General features: G+C 30.6%; 20 protein-coding genes. 18 read left to right on the top strand and 2 right to left on the bottom strand.

The features are described from left to right. Positions 1–27 precede the first annotated feature (27 nt). The 9 genes from SAR11G3_RS01035 (at position 28) to SAR11G3_RS01000 (ending at position 10,311) form a co-directional block, all read left to right on the top strand. Entirely contained in the window at positions 28–579 is a 552-nt protein-coding gene (locus tag SAR11G3_RS01035; RefSeq protein ID WP_013694866.1) for a hypothetical protein, read from the top strand. After that, complete coding sequence (locus SAR11G3_RS01030) at positions 579–1,829, top strand: MFS transporter (protein ID WP_013694865.1); 1,251 nt, start codon at positions 579–581, stop codon at positions 1,827–1,829. Before SAR11G3_RS01035 ends, SAR11G3_RS01030 begins: the two co-directional genes overlap by 1 nt. A 605-nt stretch (positions 1,830–2,434) precedes the next feature. Continuing rightward, entirely contained in the window at positions 2,435–4,678 is a 2,244-nt protein-coding gene (pilM, locus tag SAR11G3_RS01025) for a pilus assembly protein PilM (protein ID WP_013694864.1), read from the top strand. Between the two features lie 5 nt (positions 4,679–4,683). After that, positions 4,684–5,346, top strand: a complete 663-nt coding sequence (locus SAR11G3_RS01020; protein ID WP_013694863.1) for a hypothetical protein — start codon at positions 4,684–4,686, stop codon at positions 5,344–5,346. A 31-nt stretch (positions 5,347–5,377) separates the two neighbouring features. Continuing rightward, the gene (locus tag SAR11G3_RS01015) at positions 5,378–5,764 is read left to right on the top strand and encodes a hypothetical protein (protein WP_013694862.1); all 387 of its coding nucleotides are present in this window, start codon (positions 5,378–5,380) and stop codon (positions 5,762–5,764) included. Next, positions 5,754–7,310 (top strand): type IV pilus secretin PilQ, encoded by a 1,557-nt coding sequence (pilQ, locus tag SAR11G3_RS01010; protein ID WP_013694861.1) that lies wholly within the window; start codon positions 5,754–5,756, stop codon positions 7,308–7,310. The genes SAR11G3_RS01015 and pilQ overlap by 11 nt, the downstream gene beginning before the upstream one ends. Further along, entirely contained in the window at positions 7,311–9,071 is a 1,761-nt protein-coding gene (locus SAR11G3_RS01005; RefSeq protein ID WP_013694860.1) for a GspE/PulE family protein, read from the top strand. Between the two features lie 9 nt (positions 9,072–9,080). Beyond that, positions 9,081–9,248, top strand: a complete 168-nt coding sequence (locus SAR11G3_RS07425; RefSeq protein WP_013694859.1) for a hypothetical protein — start codon at positions 9,081–9,083, stop codon at positions 9,246–9,248. Positions 9,249–9,318: 70 nt separating this feature from the next. Then, positions 9,319–10,311: a type II secretion system F family protein gene (locus SAR11G3_RS01000; protein ID WP_013694858.1), complete on the top strand. Its 993-nt coding sequence runs from the start codon at positions 9,319–9,321 to the stop codon at positions 10,309–10,311. Here the strand turns inward: SAR11G3_RS01000 and SAR11G3_RS00995 are convergent. Both SAR11G3_RS00995 and SAR11G3_RS00990 read right to left on the bottom strand, forming a co-directional pair. After that, positions 10,308–10,721 carry an ATP-binding protein gene (locus tag SAR11G3_RS00995; protein WP_013694857.1) on the bottom strand — a complete coding sequence of 138 codons (414 nt, stop codon included), beginning with the start codon at positions 10,719–10,721 and terminating at the stop codon, positions 10,308–10,310. The two genes, SAR11G3_RS01000 and SAR11G3_RS00995, sit on opposite strands and share 4 nt — an antisense overlap. Further along, a complete protein-coding gene (locus tag SAR11G3_RS00990) occupies positions 10,721–11,020 on the bottom strand; it encodes an STAS domain-containing protein (RefSeq protein ID WP_041862452.1) in 300 nt (99 codons plus the stop codon). The genes SAR11G3_RS00995 and SAR11G3_RS00990 overlap by 1 nt, the downstream gene beginning before the upstream one ends. 149 nt (positions 11,021–11,169) lie before the next feature. Here SAR11G3_RS00990 and SAR11G3_RS07805 point away from each other — a divergent pair, with 149 nt between their 5' ends. From SAR11G3_RS07805 to SAR11G3_RS00940, 9 genes are all read left to right on the top strand, one after another. Beyond that, positions 11,170–11,643 carry a type IV pilin protein gene (locus tag SAR11G3_RS07805; protein ID WP_013694855.1) on the top strand — a complete coding sequence of 158 codons (474 nt, stop codon included), beginning with the start codon at positions 11,170–11,172 and terminating at the stop codon, positions 11,641–11,643. Positions 11,644–11,661: 18 nt separating this feature from the next. Beyond that, positions 11,662–12,084, top strand: coding sequence for a type IV pilin protein (locus tag SAR11G3_RS07850; protein ID WP_013694854.1), 423 nt, complete (start codon positions 11,662–11,664; stop codon positions 12,082–12,084). Positions 12,085–12,112: 28 nt separating this feature from the next. After that, on the top strand, positions 12,113–12,343 hold the full coding sequence (locus SAR11G3_RS00975; protein ID WP_013694853.1) for a hypothetical protein: 231 nt from the start codon (positions 12,113–12,115) through the stop codon (positions 12,341–12,343). After that, positions 12,336–13,727, top strand: coding sequence for a porin family protein (locus tag SAR11G3_RS00970; RefSeq protein ID WP_013694852.1), 1,392 nt, complete (start codon positions 12,336–12,338; stop codon positions 13,725–13,727). Before SAR11G3_RS00975 ends, SAR11G3_RS00970 begins: the two co-directional genes overlap by 8 nt. A 125-nt stretch (positions 13,728–13,852) precedes the next feature. After that, positions 13,853–15,088, top strand: coding sequence for a FecR family protein (locus tag SAR11G3_RS06940; RefSeq protein WP_013694851.1), 1,236 nt, complete (start codon positions 13,853–13,855; stop codon positions 15,086–15,088). Between the two features lie 92 nt (positions 15,089–15,180). Then, positions 15,181–17,370, top strand: a complete 2,190-nt coding sequence (locus tag SAR11G3_RS00955; RefSeq protein ID WP_237697293.1) for an autotransporter outer membrane beta-barrel domain-containing protein — start codon at positions 15,181–15,183, stop codon at positions 17,368–17,370. Positions 17,371–17,407: 37 nt separating this feature from the next. Further along, entirely contained in the window at positions 17,408–19,540 is a 2,133-nt protein-coding gene (locus SAR11G3_RS00950; protein ID WP_148225689.1) for an autotransporter outer membrane beta-barrel domain-containing protein, read from the top strand. A 13-nt stretch (positions 19,541–19,553) separates the two neighbouring features. Further along, positions 19,554–21,608: a CHASE2 domain-containing protein gene (locus SAR11G3_RS00945; protein WP_013694848.1), complete on the top strand. Its 2,055-nt coding sequence runs from the start codon at positions 19,554–19,556 to the stop codon at positions 21,606–21,608. Between the two features lie 45 nt (positions 21,609–21,653). Then, positions 21,654–21,986 (top strand): hypothetical protein, encoded by a 333-nt coding sequence (locus SAR11G3_RS00940; protein WP_041862296.1) that lies wholly within the window; start codon positions 21,654–21,656, stop codon positions 21,984–21,986. Positions 21,987–22,160 lie beyond the last annotated feature (174 nt).

The following is a 22,160-nucleotide window of genomic DNA, read 5'->3' as shown; positions in this document are numbered from 1 at the left end:
ATACATACCCATTATAGGTAAATCATTATGGCAATAGAAGAAGAAACAAACGAAAATATCGAGGCTTTGTCTTCAGAGGAAGAAAAATACATCAGTAAAGACAGTCAACCAGCTTTTTCAAAAGGACTATACGAATGGTTAATGTTTTTATTAACCTACTATTCAAGAATAAGAGAAAATTTAAAGATTGATTTTGAATCTTTTATTGTTCTTCAGGTTGTTGTTAGTCATTCACTTTATCATATGAACAAAGATGGAGTTAAAACATTTACTGAAATTCAAAAAAATTTTGATCTGATGTCTATGTCTAATTTAAGTAAAATTAATAAATTAGCATTTGCTAGTATTGCGGAAGTACTGCAGTTACCAAGAGAAACTGTTCGTAGAAAAGTATTACAACTTGAGGAAAAAAAAATAGTAAAAGTTGATGCTGTCAGTGGAATTATACTTGGGCCAGCCTATAAAGTAATTTATAAAGAATTTGTTTCAAAAACCACAATAGATACAAGCACCTTAGTTAAAAGATGGAAGACAAATGGTACACTCGAAAAATTATTACAAATGAATGAGAAAAAGTAATGAGCAAGTTATTTTATGCTCTTTATGACTTAGCCAATTCAGCTTATACTATTATAATTGTTACATTTATTACATCAGCGTACTTTGCAAATCATATTGTAGGTAATCCACAACTTGGAGCAGCGTACTGGCAGTGGACAGCTGGAGTTTGTGGAATACTAGTTGCCGTAACAGGTCCTTTACTTGGAAACATAGCTGACAAACATTCTAAAGGTAAAATTAATTTATTACACATATTTACTATTTTGTGTGTTTTATTCACAAGCTTGTTTTGGTTTGCTAAACCATCAGTAGATTATATTTGGTATGCATTGATTATTTTTTTAGTATCTAATTATTGTTATGAAGCTGGTGTTATTTTTTATAATTCACTATTAAAGAACTGTTCAAATGAAAACAATATTGGAAAAACATCAGGCTTTGCATTTGCTTTAGGATATATTGGATGCGTTCCTGTATTATTATTTTCATTATATGTTTTTGTGTTACCTGACATTGTTCCTTTTGGTTTAGATAAAAATAAATTTGAAAATATAAGGTTTGTTCCTATTATTGCTGCGATTTGGTTTTTAATTTTTTCTTATCCCATGATACATTATTTTAAACATCGCGTGGAATACAAAGTAAATGACGATGGAGTTCCGGTTTTTCAAAAACTTATTGCATTAATATGGAAAAATAAATTTACAACTACTGGAAAGTTTCTTTTAGCTAGAATGATCTATTCAGATGCTTTGATTGTTTTAGTTGCAGGAGGAGGCGTGTATGCTTCTGGAGTTTTCGGTTTTACTTCGGAAGAGTTGTTAAAATTAGCTATTTTTGCAAACTTAGTTGCGTTCGTAGGAGTTTTGATAGGTGGGTATTTGAATGATAAATTTTCATCAAAAATTATTATTTTAATTTGTATTGCCGTATTAACGTTATGTATTTTTTACTCTTCAATTATTGCGCAAACTAAAACACAATTCTTTTGTAATGTTATGGTTATATCTCTTTTTATAGGAAGTATTCAAAGCGCAAGCCGCGTTATGATGACAGGATTATTAAAATCTGAAGATCAGGGAAGTGGCTTTGGATTATTTAGCTTTTCAGGTCGAATTACAGCATTTGCCGGACCTTTATTGGCTGGAACCATGACTTTTTTTTTCTCTCAAAGAATAGGACTCTTATCTATTAGCATTTTCTTTATTATAGGTTTTATTTTGATGCTTTTTGTCGATAAAGAGCCAAAAAGCGAAAAAATCTCTTAACCATCTAATTTTTTTTTAAAATATAAATAGTTCATGTTTGGGGCAAATAGGGATATTTTTTTTACAAATATGAATCTGTAAGATTAATAGATATTTAACAATTAAAAATTATACTCTAACACAAGCTTAATATCTCTAACACAAAAGATATAATTTTTTACAGAAATGAAAAAGAGTCATTTTTGTTGATTTTTAACTTAAAAAAAATTTTATTTTTCTAAATTGCTCTAACACAATAACAAAAAAGTCTAACACAACAACAAAGCAGTCTAACACAATATTAAAATTACTCTAACACAATATAATTTCTCTATTTAGACCAAAGTCTGAAAATTTATTATAAAATTAAAAACTTTTTCTACTTTTTATAATCGCTATTTAAAAATCAACAATTTCTCTATTTTAAATTTTAACAAATTGAACATCTTATCTCCACTAAGCTCGATTTAATCTAATTCTTAAATTTTTTAAAAGATTAATTTTTTCAATTGTTTTTGAATTTTGATACGTCACCCATTTTAGGTTCACAACTTATAGTTAGGTTCTCAATTTGTGTTAGAGATTCGAATGCTTGGTGTTAGAGAAAAAATTTTATTATAATAATTATGGTAGAAGATAATAAAGACAATATTAATAGTAACGAAGAGACCAATGAAAACACCAAGGTTGATGAGAATCAATCACAGGGTGAATCTAGTTATACTGAGAATAATTCTTCCGCGACATCAAATGAAAATCAAGAAGAAATACAACCTAAAATTGAAGAGAATAATAACCATGAAGTAATTCATAAAAAAGAAGGCAGGTTACACATATATGTTAGGCAAGATAAATATAAAGGTGAACTAAAATCAAAAAACTTTGTTGGTAGACTTTATTTTGATGGAAAACAAAAAATTTCTTCATCAGGAACACCTAATCTTGAAGAAGCTATACCAATATTGGAAAAATGGTTTGATGATATTTATGGAGAAAGTAAAAAGGAAGAAGAGGTTCATCAAGAAGTAGTAGAGGAAGTAAATGAAGAACCATCTGCACTACCAGAACAAACAGAACCTGTAGCTGCCTTAGAAAAAGTTTCTACTTCTGTTGAGAATAAAAATGTTTCAGAATCAAAAATAAATTTAAGTATTCTTGAAAAATTTAAAAATATTAATTTAAAAAAAATAAGTTTTGATAAAAAAGATTTAACCAATAAAATTTCTGCACTAGCAAAAAATAATTATGTAGGAAAAGTTGAAAGTTTTTTTAAAGCACGACTTGGAAAAAAATCTGCTCAAGGCGAAGAAATTTTAGGTATAGAACTTACTAATAAAGAAATTAGATTGGCTCAAATTTCAACTAATAAAGAAAATCAATGGGTTCTTGATAAATTTTTTATACATCCTATTAATTTACCAGATGAAACTTCAGTTTTAGAAAACGCGGATCATGTAAGTAATGAATTAACAGTTGCTATACAAAAAGCAAAAATTGTGACAACGAATGCTGCTATTGCCATTCCAGTAACGAGTGCGATAATACGTGTAGTCACAGCTCCATTAATGACTGAGGAAGAATTGGCAAAAGCAATTGATACTAATTCACTTTGGGAAAACTTAGTTCAGCTAACTGACAACCTAGATGATTATTCTATTTTTCATCAAGTAATAAATAGAAATCAAAAAGAAAATACTATGGATATTTTATTTGTTGCATCCAAGTTGTCTGACATAAATAATTACACTTCCATAATTAAAAATAGTGGTCTTAATCCAGTAATTATTGATGTTAAATGTTTTGCATTAAAATCAGCAGTAGATCAAATTAATCAAATTTCTTTAAGTACAGAAGATGCTAATTTAACAGCAGTATTAGAATTCGGTTTAGATGAAAATTATGTAATGATTTTATATGACAACAATCCAATTATAACCGATATTTTTTTAAGAGGTCAGGATAGAAAAATTTTGTTAGAGACAGGAACTCATGAAGAAAGCGAAGCTTTAAGTAGAAGGTTTATTGCACAAGTTAAACAAGCGATACAAGACTTTGAAACAAAATATGAAAAAAGAATTAGAAATATAAAAGTAGTTTCAGACCTACCAAATGTAGATTTGTTTTTAGGAATTTTTAGAAAAGATTTAATTAACGTAGGGTTTAAGTTATTTGATCCACTAGAAGGGTTGAAAGTTCCACAACAATTACACCAAGCTATTTCTTTAAAAAATCGATCTTATTTATCAACAGTTATTGGACTAGCTTTTAGAAAATTAGATGTCTTTGGGTATTACAAATTTGTAACTGCAGTCAAAAATATCAATTTATTGCCAAATAGAAAAAGTGTAATTAAAGAAAAGAAAATAAAAGCTCTTTCAAATTTTGCATTTAAAGGGGTAGTAGGAGGAGTAATAGGGATTTATGCAATACTTTTCACATTATCTTTTTGGAATATTCACTCCTATAACAAAAAATTAAATAATTATGAAAATGTTCTTTCAACGCACGCTGTTAAAACAAAAGAAAAAATAAAAAGCACTAAAGAACTGGGCTTAATCGTAAAGACTTTAAAATTAAGTAAAAGTTTAAAATCAAATAAAGAAATGAGTTATAGAGTTTTAGCGCAAATAGCATCGAGTGTTCCTAATAGAGTAAAATTTGAGTCTGTAGACTATAACGGAAAAAGCCAAGTTATCATTCAAGGTGTTGCTGCTAGTGATCAAGATATTTTGAGGTTAATTGGTAATTTAAGTAGTAAAAAATTAATTCAACAAGCATCGTTAACTTCAATGCAATTACCTAATAGTTCCAACAAAACAGGACAAGCTAGCAAAGGTTTTAAAATTTTTGTTAAAATTAAAAAAGGATAGAAAAAATGGATTTGAATAATTTAAATATAGAGGATTTAAAAGCAAAAATTTTAACTTTTACTGACGAAAAGACTCTTATAAAAAGTGGCATTGCTTTTGGAGCAATTATCTTTTTTCTAATTATTTATTATTCTATTTTAAACCCAATTGTAAATTCAAAAAAAATTAAACTAGATGACATGATCGTTAAACAAAATGAAATAATTAAATTCAACAAAAAAATAAAAACAAACAAAAATAAGATAAAAAAACTAGAACCTGATTATGAAAAATATTCTACATTATTTCATTCTAGAGCAGAAGTTGAAGGGCTTTATCAAACTCTAAGTGAATTTGCAGGACAAAATAATTTAGTTATTTCAAAAATAGAAAAGAAAAAACCAGAAGCAATCAGTAGATCAGATATTTTAAATAAAAAGAAAAAGAAAAAGAAAAAGACAACCAAAAAGAAAAGCATAAACAATATAGCTTATTATAAAATTCCTGTGGATTTTGAAATTACTGGTAATTTCTTGGGTTATATTAAATTTAAAAGACAAATATCTCTGTCAAAAAAAATGCTCAATTTTGACGAAGAGTCAATTAAAGTTGTGCAAGGAACTTCAGCTGGCACAGTAAAAGTTGATGGAACTTTAACTATTGTAGGATTAGCAAATGATTTTTTTTAAAACTATAGCCTTATTTCTGGTGTTGCTCTTTATGAGCATTACTCCAAACAATGTAATAGCTGATAGTCACGATGTGAATAAAAATACGGAGGAACCATTGCCTTTAAATGATCCTTTTGTAGGAAACTCTTCTTTAGGAAGTGGAGGAAGTATCCTTTCATCAGGTCAAGCAGGGGAACGTAAAGAAATGAGTCTATATAATTTTAAACTTGTGGGAATTATTTCAGGCTCTGAAGAAAGTTATGTGTCTTTAGTTAATGCTTCAGGTGAAATTATAACTCTGAAATTACAAGATGAATTAAGTGACGGAGTAAAGTTAGTTGATATGACACTTAACGAAGCAGTATTTCAAAAAGCGGATGACACTTACATAACAATTAATTTTAAAAACAAAATAAAGGAAACTGATGTATTTTAGATTAATAAAAATATTTGTTTTATTTTCTTTTTTAGCACTCAGCTTAGCTGGTTGTGCATCTAGTCAGCGAGGTAATAAATCAAAGCCATTTGACCACAATACTCCTTTAATCAAAGAGGATATTAAAAAGTCTGGAACAATTGAAGTTGATAAAACAGTTAGAATGGGACCAAAACCTAGAATTCAGGATACAAATTTATTACAAAAAAGAAAAAAAATATCGTCCCAGAAAACAAGAAACTATTTGCTTATACCTGATGATTTTAAACTTTTAAAACAAACGGTAACTCTTAATTTTCAAAACTTAGATTACAAAGAAGCCATGAGTTTAATGGGTAAAATTGGAGAAATTAATATATTAGTAGGTGATGAAGTTGCAGGAGCTATTTCAGCAGAATTAGTGGATGTTCCATGGGACAAGGCATTCAATGCTTTGTTAGACATGAAGAATTTTGCAGCTGATATTGATGTATCAAGTAACCTGATAAGAGTACATACTCCATCGACCTTAACTGGACAAGAAACTTACAAATCAACAAGAGCTGCGGCCGTTAAGAAAAAAGTGGAACTTGAGGATTCAGTTGAGCCAATTCTCTCAGAAATTTTTAGACTTTATTACATCAGTCCTGCACAAGCTAAAAAAACCATAACCGAACTATTTACTTCAGTGGGAGACTCTTCTTACTCTCCAATTCAAATAACAGAAGAAATAACTACAAGATCTATAATCGTAAGAGGAAAAGAAAAAGATTTAGATGTAGTTGATAAAGTTATTAAAGAAATTGATGTCAGAACTAAACAAGTTTTAATTGAAGCGTTTATCGTAGAGGCTGACTCAACTTTTGAACAAGCATTGGGAACTAGGTTAGGTGGAGCATATTCTGCAAAAAAAGATTATAAAATAGGTGGCATAGGCGCAAGCAGTATGGCTTCTGTTACACCTCCAGCAGGACCCGGCCCTTCAGCTGCAGCTATAGGAGGTGTAACGGATGCCTTAACCGATTTTGCTGCAGTTGGTGCAACAAGTGGAATAGGTATTTTAAGACAAACTGGATCAGCCGTATTAAAAGCAGAAATTACAGCCTTAGAAGTATTAGGTAAGGGTAAGACCATATCTAATCCAAAAGTTTTTACTTTAGACAATCAAATTGCAACAATCACACAAGGAGAAGAAATATCTTATCAAGCCACCGGATCTGAAGGAGCAGATACTTCATTTAAAGAAGCGGCATTAAAACTAACAGTTACACCAAGCATTATTGGAGATGGTAACGTGCTATTAGAAATTATGGTCAACAATAACACTGTAAATAGAGCAAATGCAGGTGAACCATCCATAAATAAAATGGAAATTTCAACAAAGCTTTTAGTAGCAGACGGAGATATTGTTGTAATCGGTGGAATAAAAAAGAATAAAGTATTTAGCAGCAAATCACAGACACCAGGCGTTGGAAATTTACCAGTTCTAGGAAATCTGTTCAAAGGTAAAAGCAAATCAGACAAATTGGACGAACTATTAATATTTATAGCACCAAGGATATTGTAAATGCTTAAAATCAGCAGAGAAAGTGAAATTAATCTCATTAACGTTTTAATCGATCATGACATTATTTCGGGTAAAGATTTACCAAATATTAAAAAGGTAAGTAGCGAGGGTAATAAATCTCAAATTGATGCTGTCTTTGAGCTTAAACTTACGGATGAAGTTAAGATTTTAGATGTGCTCGTTAAAGAACAAAATCTTGAAGTAGTAGATTTGTCAAAAGTTAATATTACGGATGATATCAAAACTGTACTTCCTTCTAATTATATAAATATGAATTTTGTTGCACCATTTAAAGTTGACGGCAAAACACTTCATATTGCAATACCAGATAGTTCTAAACTTGGTTTAATGAGAAATTTAAAAGCTATAACAAAAAAAAATATAGAATTACATGCAGCTAAAGTATCTCAAATTTCAGAATTTATTGAAAAACTTCTTAATGAAAGTGGAGATGTAACTACAGCAACAATTAGAAAAGAAAATAAAGACAATAGAGAAAAAACAAAAACATTTGAATCTGAATTAGGGGATGTGGGAGAAGTTCTCGAGAAAGCCCCAGAAGAAGATATCGAAGCAATAGAAAATGAATCTGAGGTTATCAAATTTAGTACCGCAGTTGTAGCAGAAGCAATTAAATTAGGAGTAAGTGATATTCATATTGAACCTTATCGATTTAATTCAAGAGTTCGTTATAGAGTAGATGGAATGCTTTCAGTGCAAGATCATTATACAAAATTCTTACATGACAATTATGGAGCAGTAGTAACTCGTTTTAAAATAATGGGTAAATTGGATATTGCGGAAAGAAGACTACCACAAGATGGAGCAATTAATTTTAAGATAGAAGGAAAAGTAGTTGATTTACGTCTATCAATGTTACCAACTGCAAACAACGAGAGAATTGTAATGCGTGTTTTAAATAAAGATGCAGGAGATATTACACTTGAACAATTAAATTTTGATGAAACTGATTTAAAAATTTTAAGAAAAAATATTCACAGCACACAAGGTCTAATACTTGTTACCGGACCAACGGGCTCGGGTAAAACAACTACATTGTATAGTATTCTAAAAGAAGTGAGCAAACCTCATTTAAATATTTTAACGGCTGAAGATCCAGTTGAGTATGAACTAGATGGAGTGGCTCAAGTTCAAATTAAAGATGATATTGGTTATAGTTTCTCTACAGCTTTAAGATCTTTTTTACGTCAAGATCCTGAAATTATTTTAATAGGAGAAATGCGAGACAAGGAAACAGTTGATATAGGTTTAAAGGCAGCTCTTACAGGACACTTAGTGTTTAGCACCCTGCACACTAATGATGCCCCAAGTACAATTACAAGATTACAAAATATGGGTACTCCAGATTATTTAATAAGTGCTGCGTGTTCTCTTATTTTGGCTCAAAGACTAGCGAGAAAAACTTGTACGGACTGTAGAGTGCCAGACGATGATGTAAATCCAAAAGTGCTAACTGATATTGGTTTTACTCCAGAACTTGCATCAAGAGTAAAAGCCACTAAAGGCAAAGGTTGTCCAAAATGTAAAAATTCTGGCTACAAAGGAAGAATGGGAATTTATGAAATTTTAAATGTCACAAAACCCATTAAAGAAGCGATATTAAAAAAAGCAACCACACCTGAACTCAAAGCAATTGCTATTAAAGAAGGTTTTCAAACCATGCAAGAAATGGGCAAAAAAATGATTGCTTCTGGAGATCTTAATTTTAGAGAATTTGAGCGTGTTTTATCAAGTTCATAATTATAATTAATGGAATTTTATACATACAAGGGTATTTCAGCGGGTAAATACGTAGAAGGAGAAATTGAAGCCTTAAATCAAGATGAAGCTTCTCACAAACTAAAAGAACAAAAATTAATTATTACCAATTTAGTAAGATCTAAAAAAAAAAAGATAAAAAAAAAAAGAAAAAGGTGAAGGATCCTCTTTTTTTAAGCAAAAAATTAAACCTCAAGATATTGTAATTTTTTCAAAACAGTTTGCAACAATGGTAAAGGCAGGTCTACCCATACTTCAAGTATTGGATATGTTAGGCAGTCAACTTGAAAATCCTTCGCTTAAAGAGATTGTTGTTGAGATTAAAAAAAAGCTTGAAGGAGGAACAACTTTATCAAAATGTTTTGAAAGCTATCCAAAAATTTTTGACAATATTTATGTAAACTTAATTAAAGCTGGAGAGGCTAGTGGTAAATTAGATGTGTTTTTATTAAAGCTAGTTGAGTCATTAGAGAAAAAAGAAAGAATTAAGAAAAAAATTAAAGGTGCTTTAATGTACCCAGCGGTGATGTTTACCGTAGCCATTACGGTTATGGTATTCATGTTAATTAAAGTTGTTCCGGTGTTTGCAAAGATGTACGAAGGAATGGGAATTGCATTACCTGGAGCAACAGCAAGTATTTTGTCTGCCAGTGATTTTATGAGGGGTACAGGAGGACTGATGACTTTTCTTATTATCTCAGGAACTATTATTGCCTTCAAGTATACCGTGTCTAAGAATGCAGCGTTTCGATATAAATGGCATGCTAAAATTTTACAATTACCAATTTTTGGAGATATGATTTTAAAATCTTTATTGGCAAGAATTTCATTGATCATGGGTAATCTAAGTGCCGCCGGTGTAAATTTATTAGAAAGTATAGATATTGCTAAATCTGTTAGTAATAATGATTGTGTTACTTTAGCTTTAGAGAATGTTAAAAAAGGAGTCTTCTCTGGAGATACACTTACGAAACTTTTTTTAAAAGAACCTTTATTTCCACCAACGTTTAGTCAGCTTATTTCTGTTGGTGAACAAACTGGAAGTTTAGATGAAATGTTTACTTCTGTTGCAAATTATTATGAAGAAGAGTTTGATACAGCAGTAGATAATATGTCTACTTTAATAGAGCCGATCATGATTGTTTTTATGGGAATTATGATTGGTGGATTAATGATTGCGATGTATGCACCAATATTTAATGTGGGAGCATTAATTGGTTAGATTGTTTTTGTTAAAACAAGATGGTTAACCCAACCTTTTTGGTCTTTTTTAAAAACAGCCTCATCCATAATTTGTTTAATAAAAAAAGTACCTAGCCCTCCTGGCTTAATATCATCTAATTTTCGGTGCTGAATATTCTCAGGAATGACAGGTTTTCCTTTATCAAAGAATCCTATTTCTAATTGATTATCTTTAAATGAAATTTTAATTTGCATTTTATCTTTAGTTTCTTCTACATCTTTGTAGGCGTGCTTGACTATATTTTGAGCAGCTTCTGCAATTGCTAAAACCAATTCATCTTTTTGTTCTTGAGGCAAATTTATTTTTTCAAAAACCTCTCTTGAAAATATTCTGACTTCTTTAAGATTGGAACTATGTACGACAAAGTCTTTTGATTCTGATAGTGTCATTACTCTAGATTTAATATCTGTTCTAACTTTGCCATCATGATTACCTTTAAGACAGATTTACTAATTTCTTTTATAATTACTTTCGTACCTTTTTCTGTTGCTTTTTGGTGGCTCTCAATAAGAACAGAAATTCCTGATGAATCCATGTATGAAACATCCTTTAAATTAATATGAACTTCCTTACCTGCTTCAACTAAAGGAAAAATAATTTCTTTTGCTTTCTCAATTACATCCATGTCTATTTCTCCGTCTAGAAAAACAGTACTGATGTTGGCATTTTCGCTAGTTTTATAAGTCATATTTTTAAAAAGGGATAACATCAATTTTTTACCACAAAAATCAAGTAAATGAGCCCATTATGGGTGCATGACTAGATATTTTCTTGAATTGGAGCGGTATTATTGACGAGAATCAAAAAATACAAGTAATAAACTAAAGGAAATTATATATGAAAAAAAATAATAAAGGTTTTACATTAATTGAATTGCTAGTGGTTGTAGCAATTATAGGAATTTTAGCAGCAGTTGGTACGGTTGCTTATAACGGTTATACTGCAGGCGCAAAAAAAGCATCTGCTAAATCCAATCATGCTACTGTTGTAAAATACATAGCTGCAGAGGATCAAAAATGTAATATTGGTGAGACGAAGGCAATGAGCACTGAACTTACATGTTCAGGTCGAACTGGTGCAGATGTGATTGTTGCTGCTAAAGAAGCTTTGAAAGATTTTAAAAATCCATATGACCCAGATAGTGCTGCAGTACGATCATCAAGCGCATATGCTGCAAAAGCGGACATGGGTTTTGTTAACATGGAAGCTACTGGTAATGTGTTAACAATTACAACTTGTTTTCAAAACGATTGTGCAACAGTAGATGGAGAAGCACCAACAGTTGTAAACACAGTTGAAGTTGCTGAATAATATATAGATCTAAAAGTTATGATCACTAAAAGCTCAGGTTTTAGTTTAATTGAGCTTTTAGTGGTTGTTGCAATCATAGGAATTCTTTCATCCATAGGTATTGTTAGTTACAACGGCTATGTTTCAGGAACAAAACAAAAGTCTGCAGAAAATGCTATGCAGCAAATATCTTTAGCACAAACAGAATATTACTCAGATAATAGTGAATACTTTACCGGAAATGAAATCGGTAGCTGCTCACCAGATATTGGTGTGCCACCTTCAACTGGTGCATCATCAATAGCAATTGAGGACGCACTGTTTGGTGGAGGAGATGTAATTACAAAAGAAGCTGGTTATGACATGTGTATAGCTAAAGTTGGGACGAGCTACATTGTGACAGCAACCAATGGCGACAAAACGTTAACAATGACTGCTAACGGAACTTGGACAGGTAAGTAGTCTAAATTGATCAAATGCTTTCATAACAATGAACGAACCTACTAAAAAATTATTTCCCTTCAATCTTTCTAAAAAAGAAAAGATATCAGTAACTATTAGCTTAGTTTGGATAATAGGAATTGGTTACCTGACATGGTGGAATGGACTTAGCAACTTAGGATTAGATAAGAGTTTTAGATGGGATGAATGGTTTTGGTTTGGCATAGTTCCTGCAACTATTCCATATTTCTTTTATTTTATTTGGAGTAAAAATGATTAAAAAAAAACTAACAACAGGTGCTGTTTCATTAGTCTTATTTTCTTTTTTTTTAGTTAGCTTTTTTTTAGAAACAACGAGCGCAATAATGGCTGCAGATACTAGTGGCTCTAAAATTATAGTTAACGGAGAAGAAATTCTAATTCCAGGTTCTTCAGAAAAAAACATTACTTATTTGCAAATTTTACAAAAGCCAAATGATTTAGATTTAAATTTAAAATATGCACAACAACAAGGAAAAATTGGAAATTACAAACAAACCATCGCAACTCTGGAAAGATTAAATATGATTTATCCAGATAATGTTGAGATAAAACTATATTTACTTTCCGTTTTAGTCCAAGCAGACTCGCCCAATAAAGCTTTGACTATAATTGAAGATATCAAAACTAGTGAAGACTTAACACCTGAAGATGTAGAAACAATAAATCAAATTGAAACTACACTTAAAGAAAGGGGAGCTCCCAAGCTATGGAATTTTTATGCAGATATATCTCTTGGTGGTGTTTCTAATCAAAATGTTAATAGTGTTTCAAAAACAAGATTACAAAGTAGTGCTGATGAAGTCGTTGGGTTTAATAGTGCGAAGTATGACAAAACGTATAGTGAGGGCTTAGGATTAACAGCAACTCGATCTTTAGGAGAAAATTCATCATTAATGATAAATGCGAGTTTTACAGACTCAGAGCAAAGAGAGGAAACAGCAGATGATTTTGAAAGTTACGGTTTAACTATTGCTTTGGATACATACTTAGGCAACCAAAGTTTAAGCCCATATGTAATGATAAGCAAAACAGATTACCAAGATGATGCAGATGGCTTTTCTTTAATGCAAGGAATAGGAGGATCTTTTTCTGTAGGAGATCAAAATTCATTTAGCTATGGTTATTCTTTTTCAGATTCTAAAAATAATAAAAATAGCACTGATACAACTGCAAATGAAACGAATGCTAAAGGGCATGGTCTTTCGCTTGGACACGATTATGTATTTAATGAAATCATTTCATCCTCAACAGGTTTGGGGTACAGCACTTCAGAAGCAAAAGTAGGAACAAACGACTTTGAAACTTATGATTTGAATTTTAGATTAAATTTCGCTCTCCCTTTGGGTTATATTTCGGTAGGCAATGGGTTGAGTTTTAATGATTATAAAAATGTAGATACAAGCATAAATTCAAACAGGATAAGATCAGATGTAACAAACACTTTTGATTTGATGTTTACTAAAGCTATTGGAGATTTTTTCCCTACCATCGATCCAGATAAAAGTTTATTTATCAGCTTTTCATACGAAAAAATTTTCTCTGAAGCTAATATAATTAATTATGATTATATTTCAGACTCGTTTGCAGTCAGTTTATCGAAGTCATTTCACTTAAATAAGTAACCAAAACAAAACCTATTTTATAAATTAAATACACAGCTATATTTTGGATAAAATGCACAGAAACTGCACCTAATATGGGTCAAGGCAACCTTATAAAAATCTAAAAAAAGTTTATCTTCTGCCAAATGAAGAAGATTTTATCACCAATCATACTATTATTTTTTGTATTCAATATCAGCCAGGCGGATGCAAAAATTGATATTAGTAAGCAATTAGTCGGAATTGTAGGTGCAGTATCTGGAACAGCTAAAGCTGGCACAAGAGAACTTAAAGCTGGCGATAAAGTTTATTTAAACGAAACGATTTATGCAGGAATAGATTCGGGCACACAAATATTACTACTAGATCAATCAACATTTACCATTGGATCAGATTCAGAAGTAGTTATGGATACCTTTATATACGATCCAGCAACAAATGATGGAAAAATTGTAGCGAATGTTAAAAAAGGAAGTTTAAAAATAATTTCAGGTTTAATAAGCAAAAAGAATCCAGACAGCTTAACTGTTAACGTTCCTGAAGGAACTTTAGGTTCAAGAGGAACAGAGTTTCAAACCATAGTATCAAATCAAAAAACAGATACTTTATTAATAGGACCAGGAAAAAATAACACATTGGGTTTAAGGCCTGGGGCAGTTCTGGTTGGAAATAATTTGGGTCAAACACTACTGGATAATCCTTACAGTGTAGCAAGTATGGTTCAAGGTAGTGCACCAGGAAAAGCAAAACAAATAACTAAAAACCAACTAAAAAAATTTAAAAAAAGAATGAAAGTAGTTAGAGTGGCAAAGCTTGATGGAACTACAAAAGAAGAAAGAAAAGCTACTAGAAAAAAAATTAGACAAGAACTTAAAGCCCAGGGTTTTGATAAAGAAGAGATAAAAATATTAATTAAAGAAAATATTAAAAAAGACGAAGAAAAGAGAATTGTTTTACTAAAAACAAATGAAGAAGAGGTGTCAGACATAACACAATCTGAAAACATTGTTGAAGAAAAAGTTATTGAAACAGAAGAAAAAATAGTGGTTGCGAAAAAAGATGAAAAGAAAAATACAAAAGAAGTAAAGAAGAAAGATAAAAAGAAAAAAAATAAAAAGAAAAATACAAAAGAAGTAAAGAAGAAAGATAAAAAGAAAAAAGATAAAAAGAAAAATAAAAAACAAGTAAAGAAAAAAGACAAAAAGAAAAAAGCAGTGAAGAAAAAAGGCAAGACTAAAAAGAAAAAAGTTAAAAAGAAAAAAGTAAAAAAGAAAAAAATTAAAAAGAAAAAAGTAATAAAGAAAAAAGCAAAAAAAATAACAAGAAAAAAAATAGCTAAGAAAAAAAGAAAAGCCAGAAACAAAAGAAAACGTAAGAAATAATTTTTGGACCAGACAGAAGCTATATGTTTTCAATAAAAAAATTTATAATCATTTTTTTTCTCTTAATTCCCATCTCTAATTCCTTTGGAGCTATGGTAACTGAAGTAGACAGCGACCAAGCATACAGTTTTCTTGATGGATCCGGTGCTACTCTAGGATTAAATGGTATTGCTTTTAATCCTGATGGAACCAAAATGTTTGTATCTGCTGGGAATGGTTCAAGCTCTCCACATCGTGCGGGCGATGGTGATGATTTTATAAACGAATATAATCTACCAACACCATTTGATATTTCCACAGCCGTTTATGCAGGAGATTCTGCGAGATGTGATTTAACGGGCACTATAAGAGGTAATATTGGTGATATGGTATTTAGTAGTGATGGACTTAAAATCTTTACTGTCACTAGAGGTACCAATGGTTCTAACAGAGACCTTGTATATAGATATGATTTAACTGCACCTTATGATGTTTCAACTTGTGTATATGTTGCGAATGTGAATCCTGACACTACAGCTATTCAGGATGGCTGGAGATATGGATCTTTAAGTATAAATAATAATCACGTGCAAGGTATTGAGATTAATCCCGATGGTACAAAAATATTTTTAAGCTTTAATGATGTCAACAATCCTGATTCTCTCGATGGTATTAGAGAATATACTCTTTCAACCCCATATGATTTATCAACAATATCACAGGTTGATAATGCTGGAATTCTTTTAACGCAAAGTAATCCTGATGCAATTTTTTTTAGTGCAAATGGAAAAAGAATTTTTGTTACCGATCATGATCTATTTACAGTTGCTCAATATTCACTTTCAAAAGCATATGACACATCTTCCTATGTCAAAGATGGAGAGGTAAACATAAAAAATTTAATAAAAAGTGTAACTGCCGATCAAACAAGAGCACTTGCATTTAGTGCAGCTGGATTAAAAATGTTTGTCTCTGATGATCGTGGGAGTGATGATGATACAATACATGAATTTGATTTAGTGTGTCCTTTTAATATTATTGAAGGAAAATGTCCTGCAATTGCTAAAGGTGACAGAACGGGATTAGCCATTGCACAAATAGAAGTCGCAACAAGAACTATAGAACACTCAACGGACACTGCTTTAAATAGACTAAAATGGATTAGAAGAAATAAAGATAATCAAAACTTAACTAATCTAAATTTAGATCTTAATTTTACTAATCCAATGCTTGTTTCTCTTGCTAAAGTTGTAAAAAATTCAGCTACTAGCAAAAAAACTAAAGATCAAAATCAAGAACAAGAACAAGAACAAGATATATTTTTTTGGAGCGAAGGAAGTATTGCTGTTGGAAGAGTTGGAGAGACAAAAGTTTCCTCATTTAAAAAATTTAAAACGGATGCAATCACAGTTGGAGCAGATAAATTTACCAAAAATAATGGGATAACTGGACTTGCATTTAGGTTTGGTAAAGATGATGTTGAGGTTGGCTCAGCTGGAAGCAATTTAGATACGGATACTTATAATTTAACCCATTATACCTCATCTCCAATTAAAGATGATACAAAATTTATAGACACGGTTATTGGAGTGGGGGCTCTCAATTTTGATATTTTATCAGTGCTCGATGGGCAACGTGTAACCGCCAAAAGAGACGGTAAACAAATATATGGAACAATTAAATTAAAAGATGAGATTAAAAAAAATAATTTAATATTAATTCCTTCTGGACAAGTTGATCTTGGTTACACTTTGTTAAATGATTATCAAGAAAGTGGTAACGCTGCCATGAAATTTAAAAAGCAAGGCGTTCAATCAAGAAATGCAAGACTTTCAATTGCTGCAGCTGAAGAATTAGAAAATGAAAAATATAAAATTAGAAAGCATGGAAAATTAGAATACAAAGCAAACTTACACCGATCCTCCAGCATAAAATATTCTTATCTCGCTGATACAACAAGTAATTTTGATACCAAATTATATTCAGGTGCTTTACATAATTTAAATGGTGAATTGGGTGTAGATATAATTTTACCAGATAGCTTTAGTATCTTTTTAATTTATGAAAGAAATCAAGCTTTGGAAGTAGGACATACTGATAAAATACATTTAGCGATAGGATTCTTGCCCAATAAAAAAACTAACTATGCTTACAAATTAGCAGGCTCAGAAAATTTAGGATCTGAATTTAAAATAAGTAAAAATATCAATGATTTTCAAATTGATTTTACATTAAATAATCAAGATGCATTGAGGCCAAATACCATTGAAGAAGCAACAATTAATTTAACTAGTAAGTTTTGATAAAAATTAAACTATGTCTTTAAATAAAAATTTTTTCATGAAATCGACAATTAGATTTATACTAGCCTTTCTAATTATTAATCTAACTTTTGTTAGAGAAGGTGCTGCTTTAGAAAGTGGTGATTCTGCTACTCCACTCTTTCTGCAAAGCTTTTCAGTTGCAGGTGAAGAGGATATGCCTAGAGGTCTTACCTTTAGTAATGATGGAACAAAAATGTTTGTTATTGGTGAACAGAACGGTAATGGAGGTACTTCTGGTAGTGGTGAGGATGATATGCATGAATATACTTTATCAACTCCCTTTGATATATCGACAGCTTCTTATGTAGATAGTTTGGCTAATCTTGGTGACGCTTTTGAAACGAGTATAAAATTTAACAATGATGGATCAAAAATGTTTGTTCTTGGAAAAAACAGAGATTATGTGCAGGAATATTCACTTACTGCAAATTTTGATTTGTCATCAGCAAATTTTGTACGTTTTTTTCGGGTTCAAAGCCAGGATAATAATATTTATGGTCTTGATTTTAATAATGATGGAACAATGATGTATATTACTGGACATCAGAATGATTCCATACACCAATATGAATTAGCTGTAGGTTTTGATCTTTCAGATGTTACTTTTTTACGATCACAAGATCTGAGTACTCAGAGTATAACACCGTCTAATATAGAGTTTAATACTGATGGTACCAGAATGTTTATAATAGGAACGAGTGAAAAAACTGTTAATCAATACGATTTATCTACAGGTTTCGATATATCAACTTTATCTCATGTAGGTTTTTTAGACTTATCAAGCGAGGCATTCCCATATGGTTTAGCATTTAGTCCTTCTGGATTAAAAATGTTTATTACTGGTTCGAGTAAAAAGGTAAGTGAATATACCTTAAATTGTCCGTTTACTCTTTTTTCAGGTAATTGTCCTTCAATTACAGAAAATAGTATCAGAACAGGAATAGCTATTGCACAAATAGAAGTTGCAACAAGAACCATTGAACAGTCAACCGATACTGCTTTAAATCGTTTAAAGTGGATTAGAAGAAACAAAGATAATCAAAACTTAACTAATCTTAATTTAGATCTTAATTTTACTAATCCAATGCTAGTTTCTCTTGCTAAAGTTGTAAAAAATTCAGCTACTAGCAAAAAAACTAAAGAACAAGAACAAGAACAAGATATATTTTTTTGGAGCGAAGGAAGTATTGCTGTTGGAAGAGTTGGAGAGACAAAAGCTTCCTCATTTAAAAAAATTAAAACGGATGCAATCACAGTTGGAGCAGATAAATTTACCAAAAATAATGGCATCAGGGGGCTGGCATTTAGGTTTGGTAAAGATGATGTTGAGGTTGGAACAGTTGGAAGTAATTTAGATGCGAATACTTATAATTTAACCCATTATACTTCTTCGCCAATTAAAGATGATACAAAATTTATAGACACGGTTATTGGAGTGGGGGCTCTCAATTTTGATATTTTATCAGTGTTCGACGGTGAGCGTGTCACTGCCAAAAGAGACGGTAAACAAATATATGGAACAATTAAATTAAAAGATGAGATTAAAAAAAATAATTTAACTCTAGTTCCTTCAGGACAAATTGATCTTGGTTACACTTTGTTAAATAAATATCAAGAAAGTGGTAACGCTGCCATGAAATTTAAAAAGCAAGGCGTTCAATCAAGAAATGCAAGACTCTCAATTGCTGCAGCTGAAGAATTAGAAAATGAAAAATATAAAATTAGAAAGCATGGAAAATTAGAATACAAAGCAAATTTACACCGATCCTCCAGCATAAAATATTCTTATCTCGCTGATACAACAGGTGATTTTGATACCAAATTATATTCAGGTGCTTTACATAATTTAAATGGTGAATTGGGGGTAGATATAATTTTACCAGATAGCTTTAGTATCTTTTTAATTTATGAAAGAAATCAAGCATTAGGAGTAGGTCATACTGATAAAATAAATTTAGCGATAGGATTCTTGCCCAATAAAAAAACTAACTATGCTTACAAATTAGCAGGCTCAGAACATTTAGGATCTGAATTTAAGATAAGTAAAAAAATTAATGATTTTGAAATTGATTTTACATTAAATAATCAAGATGCATTGAGGCCAAATACCATTGAAGAAGCAATGCTTAGCTTAAGACAAATTTTTTAATTATAAAAAAAACATGAGCATTTTATTTGCTAAATATAAGAACTATACAATTTTTTTAATTTTATTATTTTTTTTAGTTTTTTTAAAAACAATTAATCCTAGTTTTATACAATCAATTTCTTATTTAAGTTTTGATGTTTATCAAAAAATTTTTCCATTAAACAAGCAAACTTCTGAAGTTATTATAATAGATATAGATGAAAAAAGTTTAGGTGATTTTGGCCAATTTCCATGGAATAGATCTATTTTTGCAAAAATTGTGGAAAATGTTAATGCCTCTAATCCAAAAGCCATAGGCCTCGATATCTTCTTTGCAGAGAAGGACAAACAATCTCCCGAAGAAATAATTAGAGCTTATAATTTAATACCAGCCGATGTCGCTGGTTTGCAAAATATTAAAGGACCTGATGAAATATTTAGAGAGCAGTTAAAAAAATCAAAATCAGTTACAGCAGTGCTCGGTAGCAATGTTCCCTCTCATGGAACTTATGATAGATCACCAAAAGCAAAATTTCTTGTAAAAGGAGGAGATCCTAAAAAATTTACATATTCTTTTCCTCACTCCATAGGATCACTTGAAAAATTAGAAAATAGTGCAAAAGGATTGGGCTCTATTTCTTTTTTAGATCAAACTGATGGTATTATCAGATCCCTTCCATTGATTGTTCGTTTGAAAAATCAGCTATATCCAACCATGGCACTAGAAATGATCCGCGTAGGGTCCAATCAAAAGAATTTATATGTAGAGATGAATGAGGCGGGCATTAACAGAATAAGTTCAAGACCTCATAAAATTTACTCAGATCCGAATGGAATTATTTGGATTAGATATAAAGAATCATTAAAAAACCAGTATATTTCCGCAAGCTCTGTTTTTGAGGGTAAATTTAATCCATCAATATTTAAAGATAAGTATGTTTTGATTGGTGCATCAGCACAGGGTTTGTTTGATTTAGTAAAAACTCCTTTAGGAAATACAATTCCAGGAGTCGAAGTGCATGGAAACATAATTGAAAATATTTTAGATCAATCCTATCTTATTCGAAATCCAAACACTTATTTATTTGAATTACTATTTTCAATTATAGTCGCTAGTGTTGTTTTTTTTCTCTCCCAACATACTAAACCCAAATATAGTTTATTAATATTCTTTGGAAGCTTAATCATAGTAATTATAATTGGCTTTAGCGCTTTTTTATTTAAGTCCCAACTTGTAGATATTAGCTATCCTATATTCATGCTTACAATTACTTTCTTAACTGGACTTTATTTAAGGTTTATAGAAGAAAATCGAATTGCACTCGCAAATTTGCAAAAAGAGGCAAAGTTATTAAGAGAAAGGGAGCTCGCAGGAGATGTACAGAAAAGCTTATTTCCAGACATATCAAAGTTTAAAAATTTTCTTTATGCAAAAAATATTCCAGCCAGAGATGTTTCTGGAGATTTTTTTGACGTAGTCAATGTAGGTAAAAATGAATATTTTTTCATATTAGCAGATGTATCAGGAAAAGGTATTACAGCTGGTATGTACATGGCTAAAGCAGCCTCAATATTTAGAACAATTTCTAATTTGTCCTATCCATTAGAAAAAGTTGTATTCACAGTAAATAATGAACTAGTTGAAGCAAAGTTTAAAGGAATGTTTATGACAGCTGTATTTGGAAAATTTAATACAGAAACTGGAGAGGCGATCTTTGTAAACGCAGGTCATGAAAGTATTATGGTTTTTGATAAAGAAAAAAATTTTGAGTTTATGAAATCTCAAATACCACCAATAGGAATTTTAAAATATTCTACAGAGTCTATGGTAAAATCAATAGCTACCAATTTGAAAGAAAAAACATTTTTAATTTATACCGATGGCGTAACAGAAGGTTATTTAAGCAATGGTCAAGAACTAGGAGTAGAGGGCGTTGAAAGAATAATAAAAAAAATAGAAAATGTTACTCCGCAAAATATAATAAATTCTATTACAACAGAACTTAATTGGGGAGCAGAAAAATTAAGAGATGATATTACTTGCTTGGCTTTAAATATTAGAAATACAGAGCTTGCAAAACAAAAATGAATAATAAGACAAATACAAAGAGAATATGTTAGGATGATTGAGCGTATGAAGAAAAATATTTTTTATATTATTGTTTTTATAGTTTTAAGTGGTTGTACTCAATATAGCTCAGCTGTGGGCCCAGTATATACTCTGGCGAAAACAGGTAATCCTATACTTGCAGGTGCATCTGCAGCCACATCTTATGGAATTAAAAAAACAACAGGTTCTACTCCTGCTGAACACATAAATACTCTAGTCAAAAATAATTCGTCATTAATGGACGGCGAAAAACAAAAAAAGTGTCAAATAATTCACTCTTCATCTTTAAATCAAATTTTTTTTGAAACTTTAGATGAGATTGACTGTTTTCAAGACTCATTTAGTAAGCTTAAATAAATACTAGATATCTAGTTTTATCAAAGTCTAAATCCTTAACATTCAACCTCTCAATAATCCTCAATCTTTAGAGCAAGTAAAAAAAATTATTAGACCCAAAATAGGTCGGTCATTTCAGAATTCGTTAAATATTATTATATAACTTAAGAAAATTAACCCAAAGTTATCTAACAT

This window comes from Candidatus Pelagibacter sp. IMCC9063, from assembly GCF_000195085.1.
Lineage (GTDB): Bacteria > Pseudomonadota > Alphaproteobacteria > Pelagibacterales > Pelagibacteraceae > IMCC9063.
Note: the sequence above shows the minus strand (reverse complement) of the source record. Positions and strands in the feature narration are given on the sequence as shown.